This is a genomic window from Emcibacteraceae bacterium (assembly GCA_041396985.1).
In the GTDB taxonomy this organism is placed as follows: Bacteria; Pseudomonadota; Alphaproteobacteria; order Sphingomonadales; family Emcibacteraceae; genus Pseudemcibacter.
Window position 1 is genome coordinate 252257 of record JAWKXO010000003.1, and the last position, 21041, is coordinate 273297.

Here is a 21041-nt window from a genome sequence, read left to right on the forward strand (position 1 = left end):
TCCCAAGATTGTTTTTTATAGCTTAACTTAAAAATTTACGGTTGACCATAACCACCGCCCCCCGGTGATTTAATAATGAATATGTCACCCTTTTTAACGGCGGTTTCAGCGGCGCCGTCCAGAATTTCAATGTCACCATTTTCGCGCTGTATCCAGTTTTCCCCGCGCGATGCATCACTGCCACCGGCAAGGCCCATGGGGGCAATCTTCCGGCTGCTGGAAATGATGGCCGCATGCATATCTTTTAAAAATTCAATCCGCCGTTCAACGCCATTTCCACCGTTAAATTTACCGCGACCACCGCTATTTTCGCGAATTTTAAATTCTTTGAGGATTACCGGATAGCGCCACTCAAGAACTTCGGGGTCAGTCAGTCGGCTGTTGGTCATGTGTGTTTGTATAGCGCTGGCACCATTATTCCTGGCGGTGGCACCCATGCCGCCGGCAACGGTTTCATAATATTGGATTTTATCATCCCCGAATGTGAAATTATTCATGGTGCCCTGTGCCGCTGCCATAGCGCCAAAGGCAAGAAACAGGCAATTGACAATGGCCTGTGATGTTTCGACATTACCGGCAACAACCGCACAGGGCGGGGTCGGGTTTAAAAATGATTTTTCCGGGACAATGATTTTTACCGGTTTTAAGCACCCCTGATTAAGCGGTATATCATCCTTAACCAGGCATCGCAGAACATAGAGCACTGCCGCATGGCAAATGGCAAGCGGGGCATTGAAATTACTTTTCAGTTCCGGGCTTGTGCCTGTAAAGTCAAGGGTCGCCGAACGACTTTTCTGGTCAACCGTTACTTTAAGTCGGATATGGGCGCCGTTATCCAGCGGATAATCAAACGAAGTGTTTTTTAATTTATGAATAACGCGGCGGACCGCTTCTTCGGCATTATTCTGAACATGGCGCATATAGGCACTTACCGTATCAACGCCGTAGTGACGGGTGATGCGGTCCAGTTCCTTTAATCCCTTTTCATTGGCGGCAATCTGGCCTTTAAGATCGGCAATATTCTGTTCCGGGTTTCTGGCCGGGTAACTGGTTGATTTCAGCGCAGTACGAAGCTCATCTTCCCGGAATGAACCGTGATCGACCAAAAGAAAGTCATTAAACAAAATGCCTTCCTCTTCAATATTTTTCGACATGGGCGGCATGGACCCAGGCGTTATTCCCCCGATATCGGCATGATGACCGCGTGTGGCAACATAATAGGCCGGTTCAGTGTTTTCCTTTTCAAACCATGGGGATATGACCGTGATATCCGGAAGATGCGTCCCTCCATTATAGGGATCATTCAGCATATAGACATCGCCCCGCTTCATTGTGCCATTGCGGTTTTCAATTACCGTTTTTATGCTTTTTCCCATGGAGCCGAGATGCACTGGCATATGCGGAGCATTGGCGACCAGATTACCGTCACTGTCAAAAAGCGCACATGAAAAATCAAGCCGCTCTTTCATATTGACTGAATGGGCGACATTTTCAAGCACGGCCCCCATCTGTTCGGCGATTGACATAAAGAGGTTATTGAAAATTTCAAGCTGGACCGGGTCAACATCGGTGCCTATGGCCTTCTCTCTATGAAGTTCTTCTATTCGCTCAAAAATCATATTATTTTCGGGATCGCTATAAGCGCGCCAGCCCTGTTCAAGATAATTTGTGCCATGATCCTCTAATATAATAGCGGGTCCGGTTAGTTCCTTGATATTAGCACTTAAGTCATTACGGTGAATGATTGTTGCTTTCTGCCATTTGCCGTTACGGAATAAATTTGAGCGGGCAATTTTATGTCGATGAATTTCCGCAGGAGGCTGTGTCGTGACTTTTCCGCCACCACCGAAGGCTTCAATATGGATTTTCTCAATGATCAGTTCTTTATCTTTTGAAATAAATCCATAGCGCTGCTTGTGGAGCTCATAAAACTTTTCAACCATATTGGGCACATCTGCCATATCCACTTCAAGTGTGCTGTCGCTTCCATGATATTTAATATGAAATTTGGAAATGATTTCAATTTTTTCAATTGATTGTGATTTTAAATTAGCCTCAGCAATGTTGGTGAGTTCTTTTACTATTTCCTGAAACTCTGCTTCATTCTCAACACTAAGATTTTTTTCAATCGTTTGCTCTTTTATTGTTCTTAAGTCGGCGAGCCCCATGCCGTATGCGCTTAACACGCCTGCAAACGGGTGGAGAAAAATTCTTTTAATGCCAAGCCGGTCCGCAATTTTGCAGGCATGCTGCCCGCCGGCACCACCGAAACTGACGAGTGTATAATCGCGAACATCATACCCTTTTTCCGTGGATATTTTTTTGATGGCAGCGGCCATATTCTCCACAGCTACATTTAAAAATCCTTCGGCAATTTCCTCTGCTGATTTGCCAGTTTTTACTCTGCCCACTAACTCATTAAATTTCCGCTTCACGGTTTCCGGATCTAAGGGCTGATCGGCATTTTCACCAAAAGTTGCCGGAAAATATTCAGGATCAAGATAGCCAAGCAGAAGATTACAGTCGGTCACTGTCAGTGGGCCGCCCTTACGATAACAACAGGGGCCGGGATCGGCGCCAGCACTTTCAGGTCCAACCCTAAAACGGCTGCCGTCATAGTGAATGATTGACCCGCCCCCGGCCGCCACCGTATGAATATTCATTATGGGCGTCCGCATGCGTACGCCGGCAACTGTGGTTTCATAGGCGCGTTCATAATCGCCATCATAATGGCTGACATCGGTTGATGTGCCGCCCATATCAAATCCGATAATTTTTTTATATCCGGACTGTTCGGCGGTTTTAACGGCACCGACGATCCCTCCGGCAGGTCCGGAAAGAATAGCATCTTTTCCTTTAAAATGTCCGGAATTGGCAAGCCCACCATTTGATTGCATGAAATAAAGTGGCACATCGCCCAGTTCACTTTCAATCCGGTCAATATAGCGTCGCAAAACCGGGCTTAGGTAAGCATCTACGACAGACGTATCGCCACGACCAACCAGCTTCATCAAAGGGCTTGTCCCGTGGCTTGTTGATATTTGTTTAAAACCTATTTTTTTGGCAAGGTCCGCTATTTTTTCTTCATGATCCGGATATCTGTATCCATGCATGGTAACAATGGCTATTGCACTGATGCCACCATGCAAGATTTTTTCCATTTCCTTTGCGATGTCAGTCAGATCCAGTGGGGTAATAATCTCACCATTGGGGCCGATCCGTTCATCAACCTCTATGACTTTTTCATAAAGCTGTTCCGGTAATATAACGTCCAGATCAAAAAGCCGTGGTCTGGCCTGATAGCCAATTTTCAGGGCATCCTTAAACCCTTTTGTGATGATGAGCAGGGTCCGTTCCCCTTTTCGCTCCAACAGCGCATTTGTTGCAACGGTCGTTCCCATTTTAACGGATTCTATCAGGGATGTGTTTATGGGAGCATTCTTTTCCGTTCCCATCAGCAGGCGGATTGCGGCTAGAGCGGCATCTTCATAATGCTCCTTATTGTCTGAAAGCAGCTTGCTGGTTTTCAGTTCACCATTTGGTTTTTGGGCAACTACGTCGGTGAAAGTGCCCCCTCGATCAATCCAAAACTGCCATTTATTCATCCTGCATTTTCCCGTTCATTATTATTTTTTTGCTTTCAAAAGGATTAGTATATATCAATAGCAAAAGATTGAACGATGGGGAAAGAAAAATGGCGGTGAGTGGATCACCGCCATCAGAAATTTTTTGATCAGTTTATTCTTCGTTTTTAACGCAGATCAAATCGATCAAGATTCATAACCTTGGTCCAGGCGGCGACAAAGTCAGTCAGGAATTTTTGCTGTGCGTTATCAAAGGCGTAAACCTCCGCAACGGCGCGTAGTTCAGAATTTGATCCAAAGATCAGATCAACCGGCGTTGCTGTCCATTTGAGTTTTCCTGTGCTGCGGTCCCGTCCTTCATAAATTCCTGCATCATCGGAAGATTTTTGCCAGACAGTTGACATATCAATCAGATTGACAAAAAAGTCATTGGTCAGGGTTCCCGGATTATCCGTGAACACACCATGTTTTGATTGACTGGCATTGGCCCCCATTGAGCGCATGCCCCCAACCAATACAGTCATTTCAGGAATTGAAAGCGTCAGCAGAGCGGCTTTGTCAACAAGCATGTCAGCCGGAGACAGTCTGTTATCTTTATCAAAATAATTACGGAAGGCATCCGCGGTCGGTTTAAGAACGTCAAAAGAATTCGCATCGGTTTGAGCTTGTACCGCATCAGCACGACCCGGTGAGAAGGGCACTTCAATTGTCTGCCCTGCTTTTTTGGCAGCCTGTTCGATAGCAACAGAGCCACCAAGAACAATCAGATCAGCGAGAGAAACCTTTTTACCATCTGATTGTGCTTTATTATAATCATTTTGAATGCTTTCAAGTTTGGTTAGTACTTTTGTCAGTTCCGTTGGCTGATTAACGGCCCAGTCCTTTTGCGGAGCAAGACGTACGCGGGCACCATTTGCACCGCCACGCATGTCGGTTCCACGGAATGTGGAGGCAGAAGCCCAGGCGGTTCTGACCAGTTCAGGGACTGATAGCCCGGAAGCCAGAATTTTAGATTTCAGATTTTTAATGTCTGTAGCATCGATCATTTTATAATCAACATCGGGTAACGGGTCCTGCCAGATCATTTTTTGGGCAGGGACCATCGAGCCCAGATAACGGGAACGCGGACCCATGTCGCGGTGGGTCAGTTTGAACCATGCTTTGGCAAAGGCAAGTTCGAATTCTTCCGGATTATCAAGAAAACGTTGTGATATTTTCCGGTACTCAGGGTCAAATTTCAGCGATAAGTCTGTCGTAAACATGATCGGGGCATGGGTTTTTGATGGATCAAAAGCATCGGGCACCAGTCCTGAAGCAAATTCCTCTTTTGGAATCCATTGTGTCGCACCGGCCGGGCTTTTGGTTTTTACCCATTCGAATGAAAACAGATTATCAAGATAATTAATTGACCAGGCTGTCGGGGAAACCGTCCAGGCCCCTTCCAGCCCACTGGTTATGGTATCACCGGCATTACCGGTTCCATAGCTGTTTTTCCATCCCAGTCCCTGTTCCTCAACGCCTGCGGCTTCTGGCTCTGCACCAACATATTTGGAAGGGTCGGCCGCACCGTGGGCTTTTCCGAATGAATGGCCGCCAGCAATAAGGGCGACTGTCTCTTCGTCATTCATTGCCATCCGGCCAAATGTATCACGAATATCTTTTGCAGCGGCGATTGGGTCGGGGTTACCGTTTGGTCCTTCAGGATTAACATAAATCAGCCCCATCTGAACGGCAGCAAGTGGTTTTTCAAGAGCGCGGTCACCGCTATAACGTTTATCGGCAAGCCACTCCCCTTCAGGACCCCAGTAAACGTCTTCGGGTTCCCACGCATCCACACGGCCACCGGCAAAACCAAGGGTTTTAAATCCCATTGATTCCATGGCCACAGTTCCGGTAAGCACCATGAGGTCACCCCATGAAATTTTACGGCCATATTTTTGCTTGATCGGCCAGAGCAGGCGACGCGCTTTATCAAGATTTGCATTATCGGGCCAACTGTTAAGGGGAGCAAATCGCTGCATTCCTCCGCCAGCACCACCCCGTCCGTCGCTGACACGGTAAGTTCCGGCACTATGCCAGGCCATCCTGATAAAAAACGGTCCATAATGACCATAGTCAGCCGGCCACCAGTCCTGTGATGTTGTCATTAGCTCTTCCAGATCTTTTTTCACAGCCTCAAGATCTAGTGTTTTAAATTCCTCGGCATAGTTGAAACTTGTTTCCATTGGATCGGAATTGGGAGAGTTTTTGCGCAGAGGGGCAAGATTTAAACGATCCGGCCACCAATAATCATTATTAATTTCCGTGCTGTTACTCATCGTGCTTTCCGCCGCATTTGTAAAATTAATCGCCAGAACCGGGGAAAATCCGATTGCCATAATGGCGATAAAAGGCAGGGTTCTTCTTAACATTTCAGTGTCCTCTCATATTTCGTATTATTTTAGAATCATTCTATTTTATATTAATTAATTCAATAATTAAAATAATTTATTTAATTAATTTTAATTATTCTAAATATAATAATATAACATTTCAGAAAATTGTGAGGGATGAAGATCACTTCAATCTGATTTTTAAAGTGATGTTGATTATCGTAAGCAGAAATATATTTGTCAGCAGCTTTACTATTTTGGTCGCTTTATTTAGTTGAATTATCGACTTTAATGTGACTTGTTGAATTTTATGTCTATGATGACTTGTTAAATATGATTACTTTAATTTTTTATTCAGTTGTTTAGGAATTTTTTATGTCCATTTGGAGTACAGTCTTAGGTGGTGCAGCAGGTTTTGCCCTTGGAGGCCCGATCGGGGCTTTATTGGGTGGTGCAGCAGCACATTACGCCAGTAAGGCATCCCGAAGACAGTTAGGAAATACAGCGCAAGAGGCAGTCTTTGCAGCCGGATTTATCGCTCTTTGTGCAAAAATGGCGAAGGCGGATGGTGTTGTCACCCGCGATGAAATAAATGTTTTTAAAAGAGCTTTTCATGTTCCGCCAAAAGACGCCAAAAAAGTTGGCTGGTTTTTTGATATGGCAAAAAAAGAGGTGGCAGGTTATGATGCTTACGCCTCACAGCTTTATCGCCAGTTTCATAATCAGCCAGCAGTTCTGGAACAAATTATAGATCTGCTTTTTCATATTGCCATGGCCAATGGGGTCATGCATCCGGCGGAAATGGACTACCTGCTCGACGTCGCAAGAATATTCCATATTAAAGAAAAAGATTTTGCCAGAATAAGGGAAAGGCATTTGGGGCCTGATCAAAGTGATCCCTATAAAGTTTTGGGGCTTAACCAGGATGCTACAGAAAGAGAGATTAAATCGGCTTACCGGAAGCTGATAAAGGAAAATCATCCCGATCTTCTGATGGCTCAGGGGGTGCCTAAGGAATTGATTGATGTGGCAAATGAAAAATTGGCTGCGATCAATAATGCCTATGATAAAATTTCTAAACTTCGGGGAATGAAGTAGGAAAAACGATGCCGATAAGACACGTGTTATTTGCGCTTTTTGTCTGTTTTATCTGGGGGGTAAATTTCACTGTGATGAAAGTCGGCCTCCTCAGACTTGATCCTTATTTATTCGGATTTCTCCGCTTCTCAATTGTTTTAATCCTTTTGCTGCCCTGGCTGAAAATTGTTCCGGGTGAAATGATGAAACTGTTCTTACTGGGAAATTTAATCGGTGGATTACAGTTTGCACTAATTTTTCTTGGTATGGATATGACTGACCATGTTTCGGCAATGTCTGTCGTTGTACAAATGAACATCCCGATAACTTTAATCATGGCTCACTTCTTTCTTGGGGAGCGAATGAGTTATTGGCGTAGTTTCGGCGTCATAATTTCATTTCTTGGCGTGGTCATTATTACTTTAGAACCTGAAATTCTTGATGAAGGTATTGTCGTATTTATCATTCTTACCGCAACAGCCCTTTATTCAACGGGTGTTATTCTGATGCGAAGAATTACCAAAATTCCTGTTTTTCAAACTCAGGCGTGGATATCTTTTTACAGCGTTCCGGTATTCATATTCATGACACTGATTTTTGAAGAAAATCAGTTATCACAAATTATAAGCCTCGATTATATTGGTATTTTAATGGTTCTTTATACCTCTATCCTATCAACGATAGTAGGGTATGGCGGTGTAAATTATTTATTGAGGCAATATCCTGTTACTTTGATCTCACCTTTTATGGTCAGTGTTCCGGTATTTGCCACAATTGGGTCGGTTATTTTTTTGAAAGAGGAAGTCACACCAAAATTTATACTTGGAGCAGTTGTGACTTTAAGCGGTCTTGGTATAATCCATTATCGGGACTGGCTCTTAAAAAGACGTTCAAAGGTAATTGCAAATGAAGGAAGTTAAGTCACCGAATTATAATGATCGCACCTCATCAACCGTCAAATATCTTATTTTTCATTATACGGGCATGGCAACTGGTGCTGCGGCACTGGAAAGGCTTTGTGACCCGGAAGCTTCCGTAAGTGCACATTATCTAATTGAAGAAGATGGGACAGTCTTTAATTTGGTTGATGAAGAAAAGAGAGCTTGGCATGCCGGAGTTTCCAAGTGGGAAAATGATACAGATATAAATGATCTTTCTATTGGTATTGAAATCGTTAATCCAGGGCATTCTTACCCGGGTTATGAAGGAGGATATAGGGCTTTTCCGAAGATACAGATGGATTCCGTCAAAAAATTGTCACTGGACATCATCAGGCGCCATGCAATTAAACCCTTTTATGTTTTGGGACATAGTGATGTAGCCTGGCGTCGGAAAATTGACCCCGGGGAGTTATTTGACTGGAGAGACTTGGCAAAGGAAGGAATCGGATGCTGGCCGGAAAAAGCGCCAAGTGATAACGGAAAAGCCGTGAGCAGCAGAGATTTTATCAAAAATCTGAAAATTTTCGGATATGATACAGATGGATGTGAGCAAAATATTTCTGAAATTACAGCCGCGTTTCAAAGACATTTCAGGCAGTCCAATATTGATGGTGAATTGGACTACGAAACTTTTTATCTTCTGGAGAATTTGTTAAAACAGAAAATTAGTTGATATCAGGCTTTAAATCTTCTGTCCCATGACGCGCATTTTGTTTGTCCGCAATAAGACCCTCAGGCAACGGATCAATAAGATCACCTGTTTTTGGACCTGCCGGACCGTTTTTTATGACGATCCCCGGCCTACCGCAGGCAGTCAGTGTTATAAATGCAAAAAGTGCTAAATATCGAACGACAGATTTTAAATTCATTTTCATAAAGAATTTTCTTCATTAAGACTTAAGATTTTGCTCAATCTGCCCCAGAAAGTTATAGAATTCCAGTAAAAAATAGTCGATTGATCGATTTTGGTAACCATATAGCAATAATATCATGATAGTTTTTATTCATTATATGTTCGAATCTAACGTGGATTATCGAAGATAATGATAGAGAAAAATTCAGCTTTAAGTTCAAAAGCAGCAAATAAAAATAATGTGCATGAGGGGCTTGAGGTGCTTCGGTCCCACAAAAGAAGGACTGTTGTTTGGCCTGCGGTGCTTCTTGTAAATGAGTTTGAATTTAAATGCACACTTTATGATATTTCACTTGGCGGGGTGCGTTTAAGGCTCGATTTGCCACTGGCTACTGGGGCTAAGGTGAGGATTAAGATAAAAGATCTGGATTTTACAAACGCTTTGGTTGCCTGGCACGCTGAGGATTTTGTCGGCCTCAGGTTTGTTGAAGATCCGGAGACAATGATAGACCTACTTGGCGAATACGCACATAATCTGGTCTGATTAGACCTTTGAAATAGTCACAGATTTCTTGCATTTTTTGGTGCATATAAGGTATTTTACTTTTTGTCAGATGGCCGGAAGATCGCTGCTATGCCTTTATCGGCATGGTAGAGGAAAGTCCGGGCACCACGGAAGAACGGTGCTGGTTAATGGCCAGCGAAGGTGACTTCAGGGAAAGTGCCACAGAAAGCAAACCGCCATTTGTTTGGCAAGGGTGAAAGGGTGCGGTAAGAGCGCACCGCTTTTCTGGTGACAGAAAAGGCATGGTAAACCCCACCGGGTGCAAAATCGAATAGGAACGACAGGCAATTTGCCACTTTTCTTTCGAAGAGTCGTTCGGGTTGATTGCATGAGATAATTGGCAACAATTATCCTAGATGAATGATCTTACATTCTATGCTTCCTATGAAGTGTGGGAGGACAGAACCCGGCTTATAGGCCATCTGGCATATTTTTTTCATGAAACCCTACAGAATATTTTCTATGGATTTGGCACTGCTTCGTTGCTAACATCTTTATAAAAATAAATATGAGCAACAGCATAAGGGAAAGTACAATGTCATTTTTAAGGAATTTGGCACTGTTATGGGCAATGATCGCGATGGTTACAATCACACCTTCGGCCATAGCGGCTGGACTGACAATTAAACAAATAACCGAAAATGGCGATCTGGCTGGCGCAGTCCCAAGAGGACTAAAATATTCGCCGGATGGGAAACGTGTAACGTTCTTAAAAGCGAGCGAGATGGACGCACGGGTACTTGACTTATGGGAATATAATATTGCGGAAAAAAAAGCGCAGATGCTGGTCAAGGCCAGCGATATTACCGGGGGGGAGGAAAAGCTTTCTGAGGAAGAGCGTGGTCGCCGGGAACGCATGCGTATTACCAGCATGGGGATTGTGGATTTTTCCTGGTCAAGGGATGGAACCAAACTGTTGTTTCCACTGGGTGGGGATCTTTACGAATATTCCCTTCAAAACAATAAAACCAATCGTCTGACCAATGATACAGCCTATGAACTCGACAGCAGATTTTCGCCGCAGGGCAATTTTGTGTCGTTTATTGAAGATAATAATATCCATATTGTTGATGTCAGGTCCAAAACCCAAAGAACGCTTACGACATCATCATCCCCAACTGTTAAGAATGGTGTGGCGGAATTTATAGCCATGGAGGAAATGGATCGGGATACAGGCTATTGGTGGTCAGATGATGAAAAATATATTGCCTATATTCAATTTGATGAAAAAAATATTGATGAGCGAGGCAGATATGAAATAGTCCGTGACGGATTTAATGTGTTAAGAGAAAGATACCCAAGAGCTGGAACTCATAACGTTACGGTCAGACTTGGCATCATGACTATATCAAGTGGAGAAACAAAATGGGTGGATCTTTGCAGTGATCAGGATATTTACCTGCCGCGGGTGGCGTGGGTGCCGGACAGCAGTGGTATTTTTTATCAGGTTGAAAATCGAGCGCAGACCAGGCTAGAACTTAATTTTGCAGATGCAATGACGGCAGTAAAAAGAAATATTCTGGTTGAAGAATCTGATAGCTGGATAAATTTAAATCATGGCCTTACTTTCCTGAAAAATGGTGCCGAGTTTCTCTGGCAATCAGAAAGAAGCGGCTTTAATCACCTGTATCATTATAAAAATGACGGTAGCCTGATCAACCAGCTTACTGATGGTGACTGGGTCGTCAGTGGTACTGTAAAAGCGGATAACAAAGCGGGAGATATTTATTTCCAGGCCAATGCCACTGATTATCTTGAGCAGCATTTATATAAAGTGGCTATGGATAGTAACAGACAAACAAATCCGGAAAAGGTGACATCAGAGCCGGGATGGCATGATATTACTTTTTCAAAAGAGGGTGACAGTTATATTGACCGCTATTCAACTCCGGATGTGCCGCCACAGGTTTCCATTCACAATTTAAGTGGCAAGAGGGAAATGTGGATAGAAGAAAACAGGCTGGATAAAAACCATCCCTATTATCCCTATAAAGATCAGCATATCAGTCCTGAGTTCGGGGCCATCAAAAATAAAGACGGAGATATCCTTCATTACAGGCTTTATAAGCCGGCCAATATGGAAGCGGGTAAAAAATATCCTGTTATCTTTGCGCTTTATGGCGGACCGGGTTCGCAGCTCGTCAGAAAGGCCTGGGATGATCCGCTGCATCAGGTCTGGGCCCAGGACGGTTATGTGGTTTTTACCCTTGATAACAGGGGAACAAGTAATAAGGGAACCAAATTTGCCGGAGCACTCTATCACAGGATGGGCAAAGTTGAAGTTGAAGATCAGGTGGCTGGTGCTGAATTTCTAAAGCAGCTTGAGTTTGTTGATGCAGACCGTTTTGGAGTTCAGGGGCATAGTTACGGCGGCTACATGGTTTTGATGAGTATGTTTACAGCCCCCGATATATTTAAGGTAGGGGTGTCTGGTGCTCCGGTGACCGATTGGCGATTATATGATACGCATTATACAGAACGCTTTCTTGGCCTTCCAGGGGGCAAGGATGAAGCATATGAGAAAAGCAGTGTATTTCCCTATATTGAAGGGTTAAGAGGCAATCTTCTCATCATGCATGGGCTTGCAGATGACAATGTGCTTTTTAATCATAGCAGTAAACTTATTGATGAGCTTCAGCAAAGGGCAATTCAGTTTGATTTTATGGCTTATCCGGGAGAGACCCACAGGCTGGGAGCAGACCGTATGAGAAAACGACATGTGCTTGAAACTATGAAACGTTATTTTGATGACCATCTGAAATAAAGGTTAACAAAAAGTAACTATTTGTTAACCTAAGCATAATATCCTAATGGCAAAGTGGTTTATTTTTTGTTCGCCCAACATATTTTAAGGACTGACATGGCTATTAAAGAAGTAAATAAAATACTGAGGACAATGCGTAAGCATAACAGGAGAGCCGTTGTGCTTCCTGCAAAGCTTGATGTAGATGGCCAGTATCATAACTGTATAGCTTATGACGTGTCTTTGGGAGGTATCCGTCTTAAGGTGGATGCACAGATTGCGGCAAATTCCCAGGTCAATGTCAGAATAAAGGATACATCAAGCCATAGTGCAAATGTTGTATGGGCGGCAGAAGGGTTTGTCGGTTTAAATTTTATTGAAAGTCCAAATGCGATCAAAGCGGGGCTGGGCGGACTTGCAAGTAACCTGAATTAATTAAAGTAGGCGTACAGAAAGGCTTCTCTATATAATATTGATACTATGGAGTTTACCGGGGAAGAATTTAAGTCAGGATATGATAATAAAATTGCAAAAAGAATTTCAAAAGCGTCGCAGTAAGCGTCAAAATGTTCTGATCAAAACAAAATTGGAAGTAGGAAGCTATTATTTTGACGCAGTGGCATATGACTTGTCATTGAGAGGCGCAAAAATCAAACTCAACCTTCCCCTTGAACGCGGTTCAGATTTTCTCATTTCCTTCAAAGGGCAAAGAAATATTCCGTCAAAGGTCTCCTGGGTTAAAAACGGTTTTTTGGGACTTGAATTTGTATATTCACCAGAGGCCGTAAAAGGAATATTTGGTACCCTGGGCGAGCGCCTGGATTAATCTTTCTGCAGAAATTCTGATTCTTTATTCCGCCCGAGTCTTTTAGCGGCTTACGATATAATTTTCCGTATTTACCATACTCATCCCATCAAAACCCATATTGACAGGAAGTGCTTCTGTATTATCAGACATGTGTCCAGTCAGATAATTATGAAGTTAACCAATTGCAATTAAACAATTTATTTTTTGTTTATCCGCAAGTTAATGGATTGTTAACTCCATTTAAGTAATACTAAATCCCATTGACGGGCATGATATCCCATGATATTCCATTTAAAGGATGCGCTGGGAACACGTTCGCAACCGTTAGATTTTTATTAATCAGGGATTTCTGTAAGACAAAATGCCATTATTTATGTCGAAATATACCAATAAGGTGGATAGCAAGGGGCGGGTTTCCGTTCCGGCACAGTTTCGTGCTGCGTTACCTTCGGGGTTTCAGAAATCCATTGTTGTTTATCAGGCAGTTAATCACAATGCGATTGAATGCTGTGACCTTCTGCATATTGAAAAGGTAAATGAAAGCCTTGAAGGCTTTGCTCCCTATTCCGACGAACATGATGAATTCAGCCTCGCCCTTATGTCGGGGCTAGTAGAACTCAGCTTTGACGGAAACGGCCGAATTATTTTGCCACAGGAGCTGATGGAATTTGCAGGGATTAGTGACTATGCAACATTCGCCGGTAAGGGAAAAACTTTTCAGATTTGGGAGCCCGAAGCCTTCAAGCAGGAATTGGATAAGGCGCGTCATAAAGTTAAGGAAAAGAGAGGTCTTTTACGCTTCCAGTCAAGAAATGATGCAGGAGGCGAGAATGATCGCACGTAATTCAGCCGACAGGCATCATGCCAGTGAAATGCATTATTCTGTAATGCTTAACGAAGTCCTTGAGGCGCTGTGTATTAAAAAAGAAGGAACCTATGTTGATGGTACCTTTGGTGCCGGAGGATATAGCAGGGCTATCCTGGAGCAAGATGTTTCAATGCTTTGGGCAATTGACCGTGATCCTACTGTGAAGAATTTTGCGCAAAAGCTTAGTGAAGAATTTCCTGGAAAATTTCAACTGTTGCAAGGCTGTTTTTCCGATATGGAGAAATTGCTCAAGGAAAACGGGCAGGAATATGTTGATGGTATCGTGCTGGATATTGGTGTTTCATCCATGCAGCTTGATCAGGCCGAAAGAGGGTTTTCCTTCATGCAGGATGGGCCGCTTGATATGAGAATGGGTGGTGATGGCCCGACGGCGGCTGATATTGTGAATACAAAGGAAGAAGAAGAGCTAGCTGACATTATTTATAACTACGGGGAAGAGCGAGCATCACGCCGGGTAGCAAGGGCAATTGTAAAGGCACGTGCAGAGAAAAATTTTGCAAGAACGCTGGAGCTTTCAGAAGTAGTTGAAAAAGCTGTCGGTGGACCAAAATATAAAAAAGGCAAAAGGCAAATCCACGGTGCAACCAGAACATTTCAGGCGCTTCGCATATATGTAAATGATGAATTGGGTGAATTAAAACGCGGGCTTGAGGCAGCAGAAAAAATGCTTGCACCTGGCGGGCGACTTTGTGTTGTGACGTTCCATTCACTTGAAGATCGGATAGTTAAGGATTTTTTTAAACTCAGAAGCGGAGAAAGCTCACTGGGTTCCCGTCATTTACCGTTACAGGAACTGAATTTACAAAAGCCCACATTTGAAATGATTTTCAGGGGCGGAAAAAAGGCTTCAGCAGAAGAAATAAAAGTGAATGTCCGTTCACGCTCGGCGAAATTGCGAGCGGCAGAGAGAACCAATGCACCGGCATGGGCAAAGGAGACTATATCATGATTAAAGTATTTGCAGCGTTTGCCATTCTTACTGTTATGATTTCCACTGCGTCTGTCTATAACCTGAAACAGGCGACTTACGACCTTGAAGAAAAGAAGCGTGATATCAGCGCACAAATATTAAAGGACCGTGAGGCAATAAAAGTCTTAAAAGCAGAGATGGCATATCTTTCAAGACCAGAAAGACTGGAAAGGCTGGGCCGGAGACATCTTGCACTTGAGTCAACGACTACAGAACAGATAGCCGCGGATATTACTGAATTGACGGTTCGTGACAATGTGCAGCTGGTTAAAATGCCGGTTGATAATTTCCAGCTTTTATTGCCACGCCAGAAACCGTCAACAATTGTGGCGGTTAACAACCCGCAAACAAGGAATATTACACCACTTCCAAAAGTGGAAAATTCTGTTACGCAAAAAACTGAAAACAGAAAAGTAGAACAGAGACAACAAGAGAGCAGGCAACAAAGTCTATATGATCGAATATTGGCTAAATTAGGAAATTAATATAGGGATAAATAAGGTGAAGCCAATTGATTTGCGAGTGGAGGGAATACGCCAGGGAGCGATAGAGGTTGCCCGAAACCGATTAATTTTCGTTATGGCTTTATTCTCATTGGGCTTTTTTACCCTGATCGTAAAACTTGTTTCGGTCGGCGTATTTCAGGCTGACGGTTCAGCTTACTATCAAACCGGAAACGCTAATACATCATTACTTATGGCACGGGCGGATATTCTCGACCGTAATGGTGTCATACTGGCGACTAACCTTAAGACGCCATCTCTGGCAGTGGTTCCGGCTAAACTTAAAACGTCCCCTGAAGAACTGGCTCCAAGGGTAGCGGCAATTTTCCCAGAAATGTCTGAAGGGAAGGCGCTGAAGCTTTTAAGTACGGAGCGATCACATACCTGGATTAAAAGGACGCTGACACCAAAGCAGGTATTTGAAATTAAGAAAATAGGTGATCCAGGGCTCGTAACATCGGATGCAGAAAAAAGAATATATCCGCAAGGCAGGCTACTGTCACACATACTTGGGTCTGTTGATATTGATAATAAGCCCAGTTCTGGAGTTGAAGCCTATTTTAATGATCAGCTTATTGATCCGTCAAAATCGGAAAGTCCACTGGTTCTTTCTATTGATATTCGTCTTCAGTATATCCTTAATCAGGAATTGGCGGCCTATAAGGAAAAATTTTCAGCAATTGGTGCTGCGGGACTAATTCTCGATGTCACGACTGGGGAAGTGCTTGCTTTGTCTTCCCTTCCTGATTTTGATCCGAATGATACAAGCGGTCCACAAAATGTAAATGAAATGAACCGGGTTCTGCAGGGTGATTATGAACTTGGTTCCGGCTTTAAGACCTTTACCCTTGCATCGGCACTGGAAAATAAAGTCGTGACCCTTGCAGATCGCTATGATGCAACCAAGCCTGTGAGAATTGCAAATTTCACCATTCATGATGACCATCCAAAAAACAGGTGGCTTAATGTACCCGAAATTTTTGTTTATTCGTCGAATATTGGTACATTGAAAATGGCACAGGATATTGGTGTCGAGCGTCAGATTGCTTTTTTTGATAAACTGGGCCTGTTTACAAAGGCAGATATTGAAGTTTATGAGAAAAGCACGCCCTTGTTGCCCAGACAGTGGGGACCTACCGAACTGGCAACGACCGCCTATGGGCACGGAATTGCTGTTACGCCACTTCATCTGGCTTCTGGTGTTGCAGCAATGGTCAATGGGGGACGCCTTATTCCTGCCACCTTACTGAGAAAAAATAAAAATATTGCACAGAGTGTTTCTCAAGATCTGGGAGAGCAGGTTATTTCACCGGCGACCAGTGAAATTATGAGAAATCTTCTTCATCTTGTTGTTGAATATGGTACGGGAAAAAATGCCAAAGTAGATGGTTATTTGGTTGGTGGAAAGACGGGAACGGCGATTAAAGCTGTTAATGGCGGATATAATGACAAAGCGGTCATTTCCTCATTGGTGTCCGTATTTCCAATCGATAAACCAAAATATCTGGTTTTTGCTATGCTGGATGAACCAAAAGGCATCAAAGAAACCTATAACCTTATCACAGCCGGTATGACTGTCGCGCCGATGGTGGGCAATATTATTAAACGCGTAGGGCCGTTAATGGGTGTTATGCCAAGAAAAGAAGATGAAATAGACTTTAAGGATTTAATGCTTGTATCCGGAACTGACGAATGAAACTGAGTGAATTGCTGGATAATGAAAATCTGGAAAATGACGTTGAAATTGGCGGGATTACTGCTGATAGCCGTCAGGTTAAACCGGGTTATTTGTTTGTCGCTTTGCCGGGACTGGTCTTTAATGGTGCCGATTTTATTGGTAAGGCGATTGAAGCTGGCGCGTCCGCGATCCTTTCCATACCGGAAGCCAGACTTGACAATGATCGGGTGGTCTGGATTCTGGATGATTATCCCGGTCGCCTGTTTCCCCATATTGTTTCACGATTTTTTAAATCCCAGCCCAAAAATATTGCCGCCGTCACCGGAACAAACGGTAAAACATCTGTCGCATTTTTTACGCAGCAGATATGGAAGCATCTGGGTCTTAAGGCGGCGTCTGTTGGCACACTTGGGATCCACGCAGATGGGTATGATAAATCAACCGGACTGACAACCCCCGATCCTGTCGTTATGCACAAGGCATTGAGTGAACTTTGCGATATGGGTGTTGATCATGTTGTTTTCGAAGCGTCCAGTCATGGGCTGGATCAGCACCGTCTTGACGGATTAAATATTTCTGCTGCCGCATTTACCAATCTGACCCATGATCATCTTGATTATCATAAAACAGAACAGCAGTATTTTGATGCAAAAAAACGGCTGTTTAGTGAATTACTGCCGCCATCAAAAACAGCGGTTCTTTACATTGATAATCCTTATGTCCGGGATGTCGAGAAAGTTTGTGAGGATAGAGGGCATAATATCATCACTGTTGGCAAAAATGATGGGGATATTCGCCTGCTCAGCCAACGATCATCATCATCTGGCCAGGAAATAACAGTGAGTTATCAAGGTGAAATTTATGATATTTCATTACCTCTTGTTGGATATTTTCAGGCAATCAATGCACTGATGGCTGTCGGATTGGTAATTGGGTGCGGCGAAGAAGCAGATAAAGCCTTTAAAGCACTTTCCTATCTAAGGCCGGTTCGGGGGCGTATGGAGCAAGCTGGGCGGCACCCCAGCGGGGCCAGAGTGTATGTTGATTATGCCCATACACCGGATGCTCTGGAAACTGTGCTTAAGGCCTTAAGGCCCCATGTCAGGGGTAAGCTTTCTGTTGTTTTTGGCTGTGGCGGGGATCGTGATCGGACAAAAAGAAAAATTATGGGACAGATTGCAGAAAAACTTGCCGACCGGATTTATGTAACAGACGATAACCCAAGATCGGAAAACCCGCTTGATATCAGAACAGAGATATTAAAGGGAAGTCCACGCGGCATTGATGGAGGTGACCGCGCCTCGGCAATTGAACGCGCTGTTGCAGAGTTATCAAGAGGAGATATTTTGCTCGTTGCGGGAAAAGGTCACGAGCAGGGGCAAACAATAGGCAATCAGGTCTTTGATTTTGATGACGTGTCCGTTGTGCGATCGGCCATTGCGGCAATCGGGCAAACTGGCACAACAGGCAAAAGACTGGCACATTAGAAAGGGTTCGAGGATGAGTTTACTGCCATTATGGACATCACAGGAATTGGAAACGGTTTTCGGAACTAAGGCGTCCGCAAACTGGAATTCATATGGCGTGTCTATTGACAGTAGAACGCTTGAAAAAGGTGATTTGTTTTTTGCTCTTTCTGGGCCAAATTTTGATGGACACGGGTATGTGAAAGCGGCTTTTGAAAAAGGGGCAGCTGGGGCAGTCGTCAGTAAATCTGTCGAAGGCGTGCCGGAGGGAAGACTGATTTTTGTCGATGATGTTATGGCAGCACTGATCAAGCTTGGAAGGGCTGGAAGAGACAGGGTTAACGTCCCCATCATCGCTGTTACAGGTAGCGTGGGTAAAACCGGAACCAAAGAAGCTCTTAATGCAGCACTTTCAAGATATAAGAAAACCCACGCTAGCGTCTTAAGCTATAATAATGATGTGGGTGTGCCGCTTTCTCTGGCCCGTATGCCCTATGATGCTGAATATGGTATTTTTGAGCTGGGCATGAACCATGCCGGTGAATTACGTGAGCTTGTTAAACTTGTGCGTCCTGATGTCGCGATTATCACGACCATTGGATTGGCGCATAGTGAGTTTTTTAATAGTGAGGAAGATATTGCAGACGCCAAAGCGGAAATTTTTACATCAATGCATAATGGCGGCACAGCCATCCTGAATTTTGATAACCCGCATTTTGAAAGATTAAAGAAAAAAGCGAAAGAAGCAGGCGTAAAAAGAATTATTTCATTTGGTAATGACGAACGTGCTGATGTTCGGGTGCTTCATTATGTTTTCCATGATACCTGTAGCTGCATCATAGCCAATATTCTGGGAAAAATTATGACTTATAAAGTCGGCATGCTTGGCTATCACTGGGTAATGAATTCTCTTGCGGTTCTGGGAAGTGTTGATGCGGTTGGTGCTGATCTGGGACTGGGTGGGCTAGGACTAGCTGAACTTAAGCCACTGTCTGGCAGAGGCAGAAGGGACCGGATTTATTTTGATATTGCAACAAATGCATCCTTTCTTCTTATTGATGAAAGCTACAATGCAAATCCGGCAAGTATGAAAGCGGCAATTGAAACACTCGGCCAGACAGAGAAAGAAGGCAGAGGACGGAAAATAGCCGTATTAAGCGATATGGGCGAGCTGGGCAAGCAGGCCGATCAGCTGCATAGAGATCTTGCACCGATACTGAATGATGCAGATGTTGATATCGTTTTTGCGGTGGGCAGGCATATGAAACATCTGGCTGATTTTATAGTCCGGAAATATCGGCATATTAATGTCAATTATTTTAATGACAGGCAGGCCCTTGAGCGGGCCTTGCTACATGATATCCGGGATGGTGACATCATAATGGTTAAAGGTTCAAACGCTGGACGTATGTCCAACGTTGTCGAGAAATTAAAAACTCTTGATCTGAACCAGGATAAACAGGCGGCTAACAGCTGACGGGAACAAGGTAATAATATATGCTCTATCATCTACTGACCTCATTAAGCGATGAATATACTTTTCTGAATGTTTTTAGCTATCTTACATTCAGAACCGGTATTTCACTTTTTACCGCGTTCGTGGTTAGTTTCCTGTTTGGCCCAAAGGTTATATTTATGCTTAAGGCCAAACAGACAAAAGGACAGCCAATCCGTGATGATGGCCCTGAAAGCCATATTCTGACCAAGCAGGGCACGCCGACCATGGGTGGGTTTCTGATTTTGCTTGGGCTTAGTTCGGCAACTCTGCTTTGGGCTGATCTTACCAATCATTATGTCTGGGCCTGTCTACTTGTCACCACAGGTTTCGGCTTTATCGGCTTTCTTGATGATTATGCAAAAATTACACGGTCAAGCACCGCTGGCGTATCCGGCAGGGTAAAACTTCTTCTTGAGATTATTATTTCACTTGGGGCCACACTCATTATTATGAATGCAGCTGGACAGGAAATAGGAAGCAAGCTGGCACTGCCATTTTTAAAGGATTTTCTGGTTGATCTGGGCTGGTTTATGGTGCCCTTTTCCATGTTCGTGCTTGTCGGTTCGTCAAACAGTGTCAATCTGACAGATGGACTTGATGGGCTGGCCATTATGCCCGTTATTATTGCTTCCGGTACATTTGCGATAATCGCCTATGTTGTGGGGAATACGGTTTATGCAGATTATCTTAATCTTACTTACGTTCAGGGGACAGGGGAATTATCGGTTTTTCTGGCAGCCATTATTGGTGCGGGCCTTGGGTTTCTCTGGTTTAATGCACCACCGGCAATGATTTTTATGGGGGACACCGGTTCCCTGTCGTTAGGGGGTGCCCTTGGGGCGGTTGGCGTCATTACCAAACACGAAATCGTGCTGGCAATTGTCGGCGGATTATTTGTGCTTGAGACAGTATCAGTGATTGTGCAGGTGGCATCTTTCAGGCTTACCGGAAAACGGGTTTTTCGAATGGCACCCATTCATCATCATTATGAGAAAAAAGGCTGGGCAGAACCGACAATTGTTATCCGGTTCTGGATCATTGCCGTTTTACTTGGCCTTATCGGGCTGGCAACTTTAAAATTAAGATAGCGAAAC

17 protein-coding genes and 1 other RNA gene are annotated in these 21041 nt (G+C 43.8%); 15 read left to right on the forward strand and 3 right to left on the reverse strand.

Going from position 1 to position 21041, the window contains the following annotated elements; translation table 11 throughout:
• Positions 1-35: 35 nt before the first annotated feature.
• Together R3D86_09360 and katG are read right to left on the reverse strand one after the other, a co-directional pair.
• Positions 36-3605: a hydantoinase B/oxoprolinase family protein gene (locus tag R3D86_09360; protein MEZ5758414.1), complete on the reverse strand. Its 3570-nt coding sequence runs from the start codon at positions 3603-3605 to the stop codon at positions 36-38.
• Positions 3606-3751: 146 nt separating this feature from the next.
• A complete protein-coding gene (gene katG, locus R3D86_09365) occupies positions 3752-5995 on the reverse strand; it encodes a catalase/peroxidase HPI (protein MEZ5758415.1) in 2244 nt (747 codons plus the stop codon).
• 336 nt (positions 5996-6331) lie between these two features.
• Between katG and R3D86_09370 the strand changes: the two genes are divergently transcribed.
• The 3 genes from R3D86_09370 to R3D86_09380 are packed head-to-tail and all read left to right on the forward strand — an operon-like array spanning position 6332 to position 8647.
• Entirely contained in the window at positions 6332-7054 is a 723-nt protein-coding gene (locus tag R3D86_09370) for a TerB family tellurite resistance protein (GenBank protein ID MEZ5758416.1), read from the forward strand.
• Between the two features lie 8 nt (positions 7055-7062).
• Entirely contained in the window at positions 7063-7953 is an 891-nt protein-coding gene (locus tag R3D86_09375; GenBank protein ID MEZ5758417.1) for an EamA family transporter, read from the forward strand.
• On the forward strand, positions 7940-8647 hold the full coding sequence (locus R3D86_09380; protein MEZ5758418.1) for an N-acetylmuramoyl-L-alanine amidase: 708 nt from the start codon (positions 7940-7942) through the stop codon (positions 8645-8647). The genes R3D86_09375 and R3D86_09380 overlap by 14 nt, the downstream gene beginning before the upstream one ends.
• Here R3D86_09380 and R3D86_09385 read toward each other — a convergent pair.
• Positions 8640-8849: a hypothetical protein gene (locus R3D86_09385; GenBank protein MEZ5758419.1), complete on the reverse strand. Its 210-nt coding sequence runs from the start codon at positions 8847-8849 to the stop codon at positions 8640-8642. The genes R3D86_09380 and R3D86_09385 overlap by 8 nt on opposite strands.
• A 168-nt stretch (positions 8850-9017) precedes the next feature.
• Here R3D86_09385 and R3D86_09390 point away from each other — a divergent pair, with 168 nt between their 5' ends.
• From R3D86_09390 to mraY, 12 genes are all read left to right on the forward strand, one after another.
• Positions 9018-9371, forward strand: a complete 354-nt coding sequence (locus R3D86_09390; GenBank protein MEZ5758420.1) for a PilZ domain-containing protein — start codon at positions 9018-9020, stop codon at positions 9369-9371.
• A gap of 66 nt (positions 9372-9437) precedes the next feature.
• Positions 9438-9822, forward strand: an RNA gene (rnpB, locus tag R3D86_09395) — RNase P RNA component class A.
• A gap of 105 nt (positions 9823-9927) precedes the next feature.
• Complete coding sequence (locus R3D86_09400) at positions 9928-12156, forward strand: S9 family peptidase (GenBank protein MEZ5758421.1); 2229 nt, start codon at positions 9928-9930, stop codon at positions 12154-12156.
• Between the two features lie 96 nt (positions 12157-12252).
• Complete coding sequence (locus R3D86_09405; GenBank protein MEZ5758422.1) at positions 12253-12570, forward strand: PilZ domain-containing protein; 318 nt, start codon at positions 12253-12255, stop codon at positions 12568-12570.
• A gap of 91 nt (positions 12571-12661) precedes the next feature.
• Entirely contained in the window at positions 12662-12961 is a 300-nt protein-coding gene (locus R3D86_09410; protein ID MEZ5758423.1) for a PilZ domain-containing protein, read from the forward strand.
• A 355-nt stretch (positions 12962-13316) separates the two neighbouring features.
• Positions 13317-13787, forward strand: a complete 471-nt coding sequence (locus R3D86_09415; GenBank protein ID MEZ5758424.1) for a division/cell wall cluster transcriptional repressor MraZ — start codon at positions 13317-13319, stop codon at positions 13785-13787.
• The gene (gene rsmH, locus R3D86_09420) at positions 13774-14781 is read left to right on the forward strand and encodes a 16S rRNA (cytosine(1402)-N(4))-methyltransferase RsmH (protein MEZ5758425.1); all 1008 of its coding nucleotides are present in this window, start codon (positions 13774-13776) and stop codon (positions 14779-14781) included. Before R3D86_09415 ends, rsmH begins: the two co-directional genes overlap by 14 nt.
• The gene (locus R3D86_09425; protein MEZ5758426.1) at positions 14778-15287 is read left to right on the forward strand and encodes a hypothetical protein; all 510 of its coding nucleotides are present in this window, start codon (positions 14778-14780) and stop codon (positions 15285-15287) included. Before rsmH ends, R3D86_09425 begins: the two co-directional genes overlap by 4 nt.
• A 16-nt stretch (positions 15288-15303) precedes the next feature.
• Positions 15304-17001, forward strand: a complete 1698-nt coding sequence (locus R3D86_09430) for a penicillin-binding protein 2 (protein ID MEZ5758427.1) — start codon at positions 15304-15306, stop codon at positions 16999-17001.
• Complete coding sequence (locus R3D86_09435) at positions 16998-18470, forward strand: UDP-N-acetylmuramoyl-L-alanyl-D-glutamate--2,6-diaminopimelate ligase (protein ID MEZ5758428.1); 1473 nt, start codon at positions 16998-17000, stop codon at positions 18468-18470. The genes R3D86_09430 and R3D86_09435 overlap by 4 nt, the downstream gene beginning before the upstream one ends.
• A gap of 13 nt (positions 18471-18483) precedes the next feature.
• Positions 18484-19926: a UDP-N-acetylmuramoylalanyl-D-glutamyl-2,6-diaminopimelate--D-alanyl-D-alanine ligase gene (locus tag R3D86_09440; protein ID MEZ5758429.1), complete on the forward strand. Its 1443-nt coding sequence runs from the start codon at positions 18484-18486 to the stop codon at positions 19924-19926.
• Between the two features lie 20 nt (positions 19927-19946).
• Positions 19947-21035, forward strand: a complete 1089-nt coding sequence (mraY, locus tag R3D86_09445) for a phospho-N-acetylmuramoyl-pentapeptide-transferase (GenBank protein ID MEZ5758430.1) — start codon at positions 19947-19949, stop codon at positions 21033-21035.
• The last annotated feature ends 6 nt before the right edge of the window (positions 21036-21041 follow it).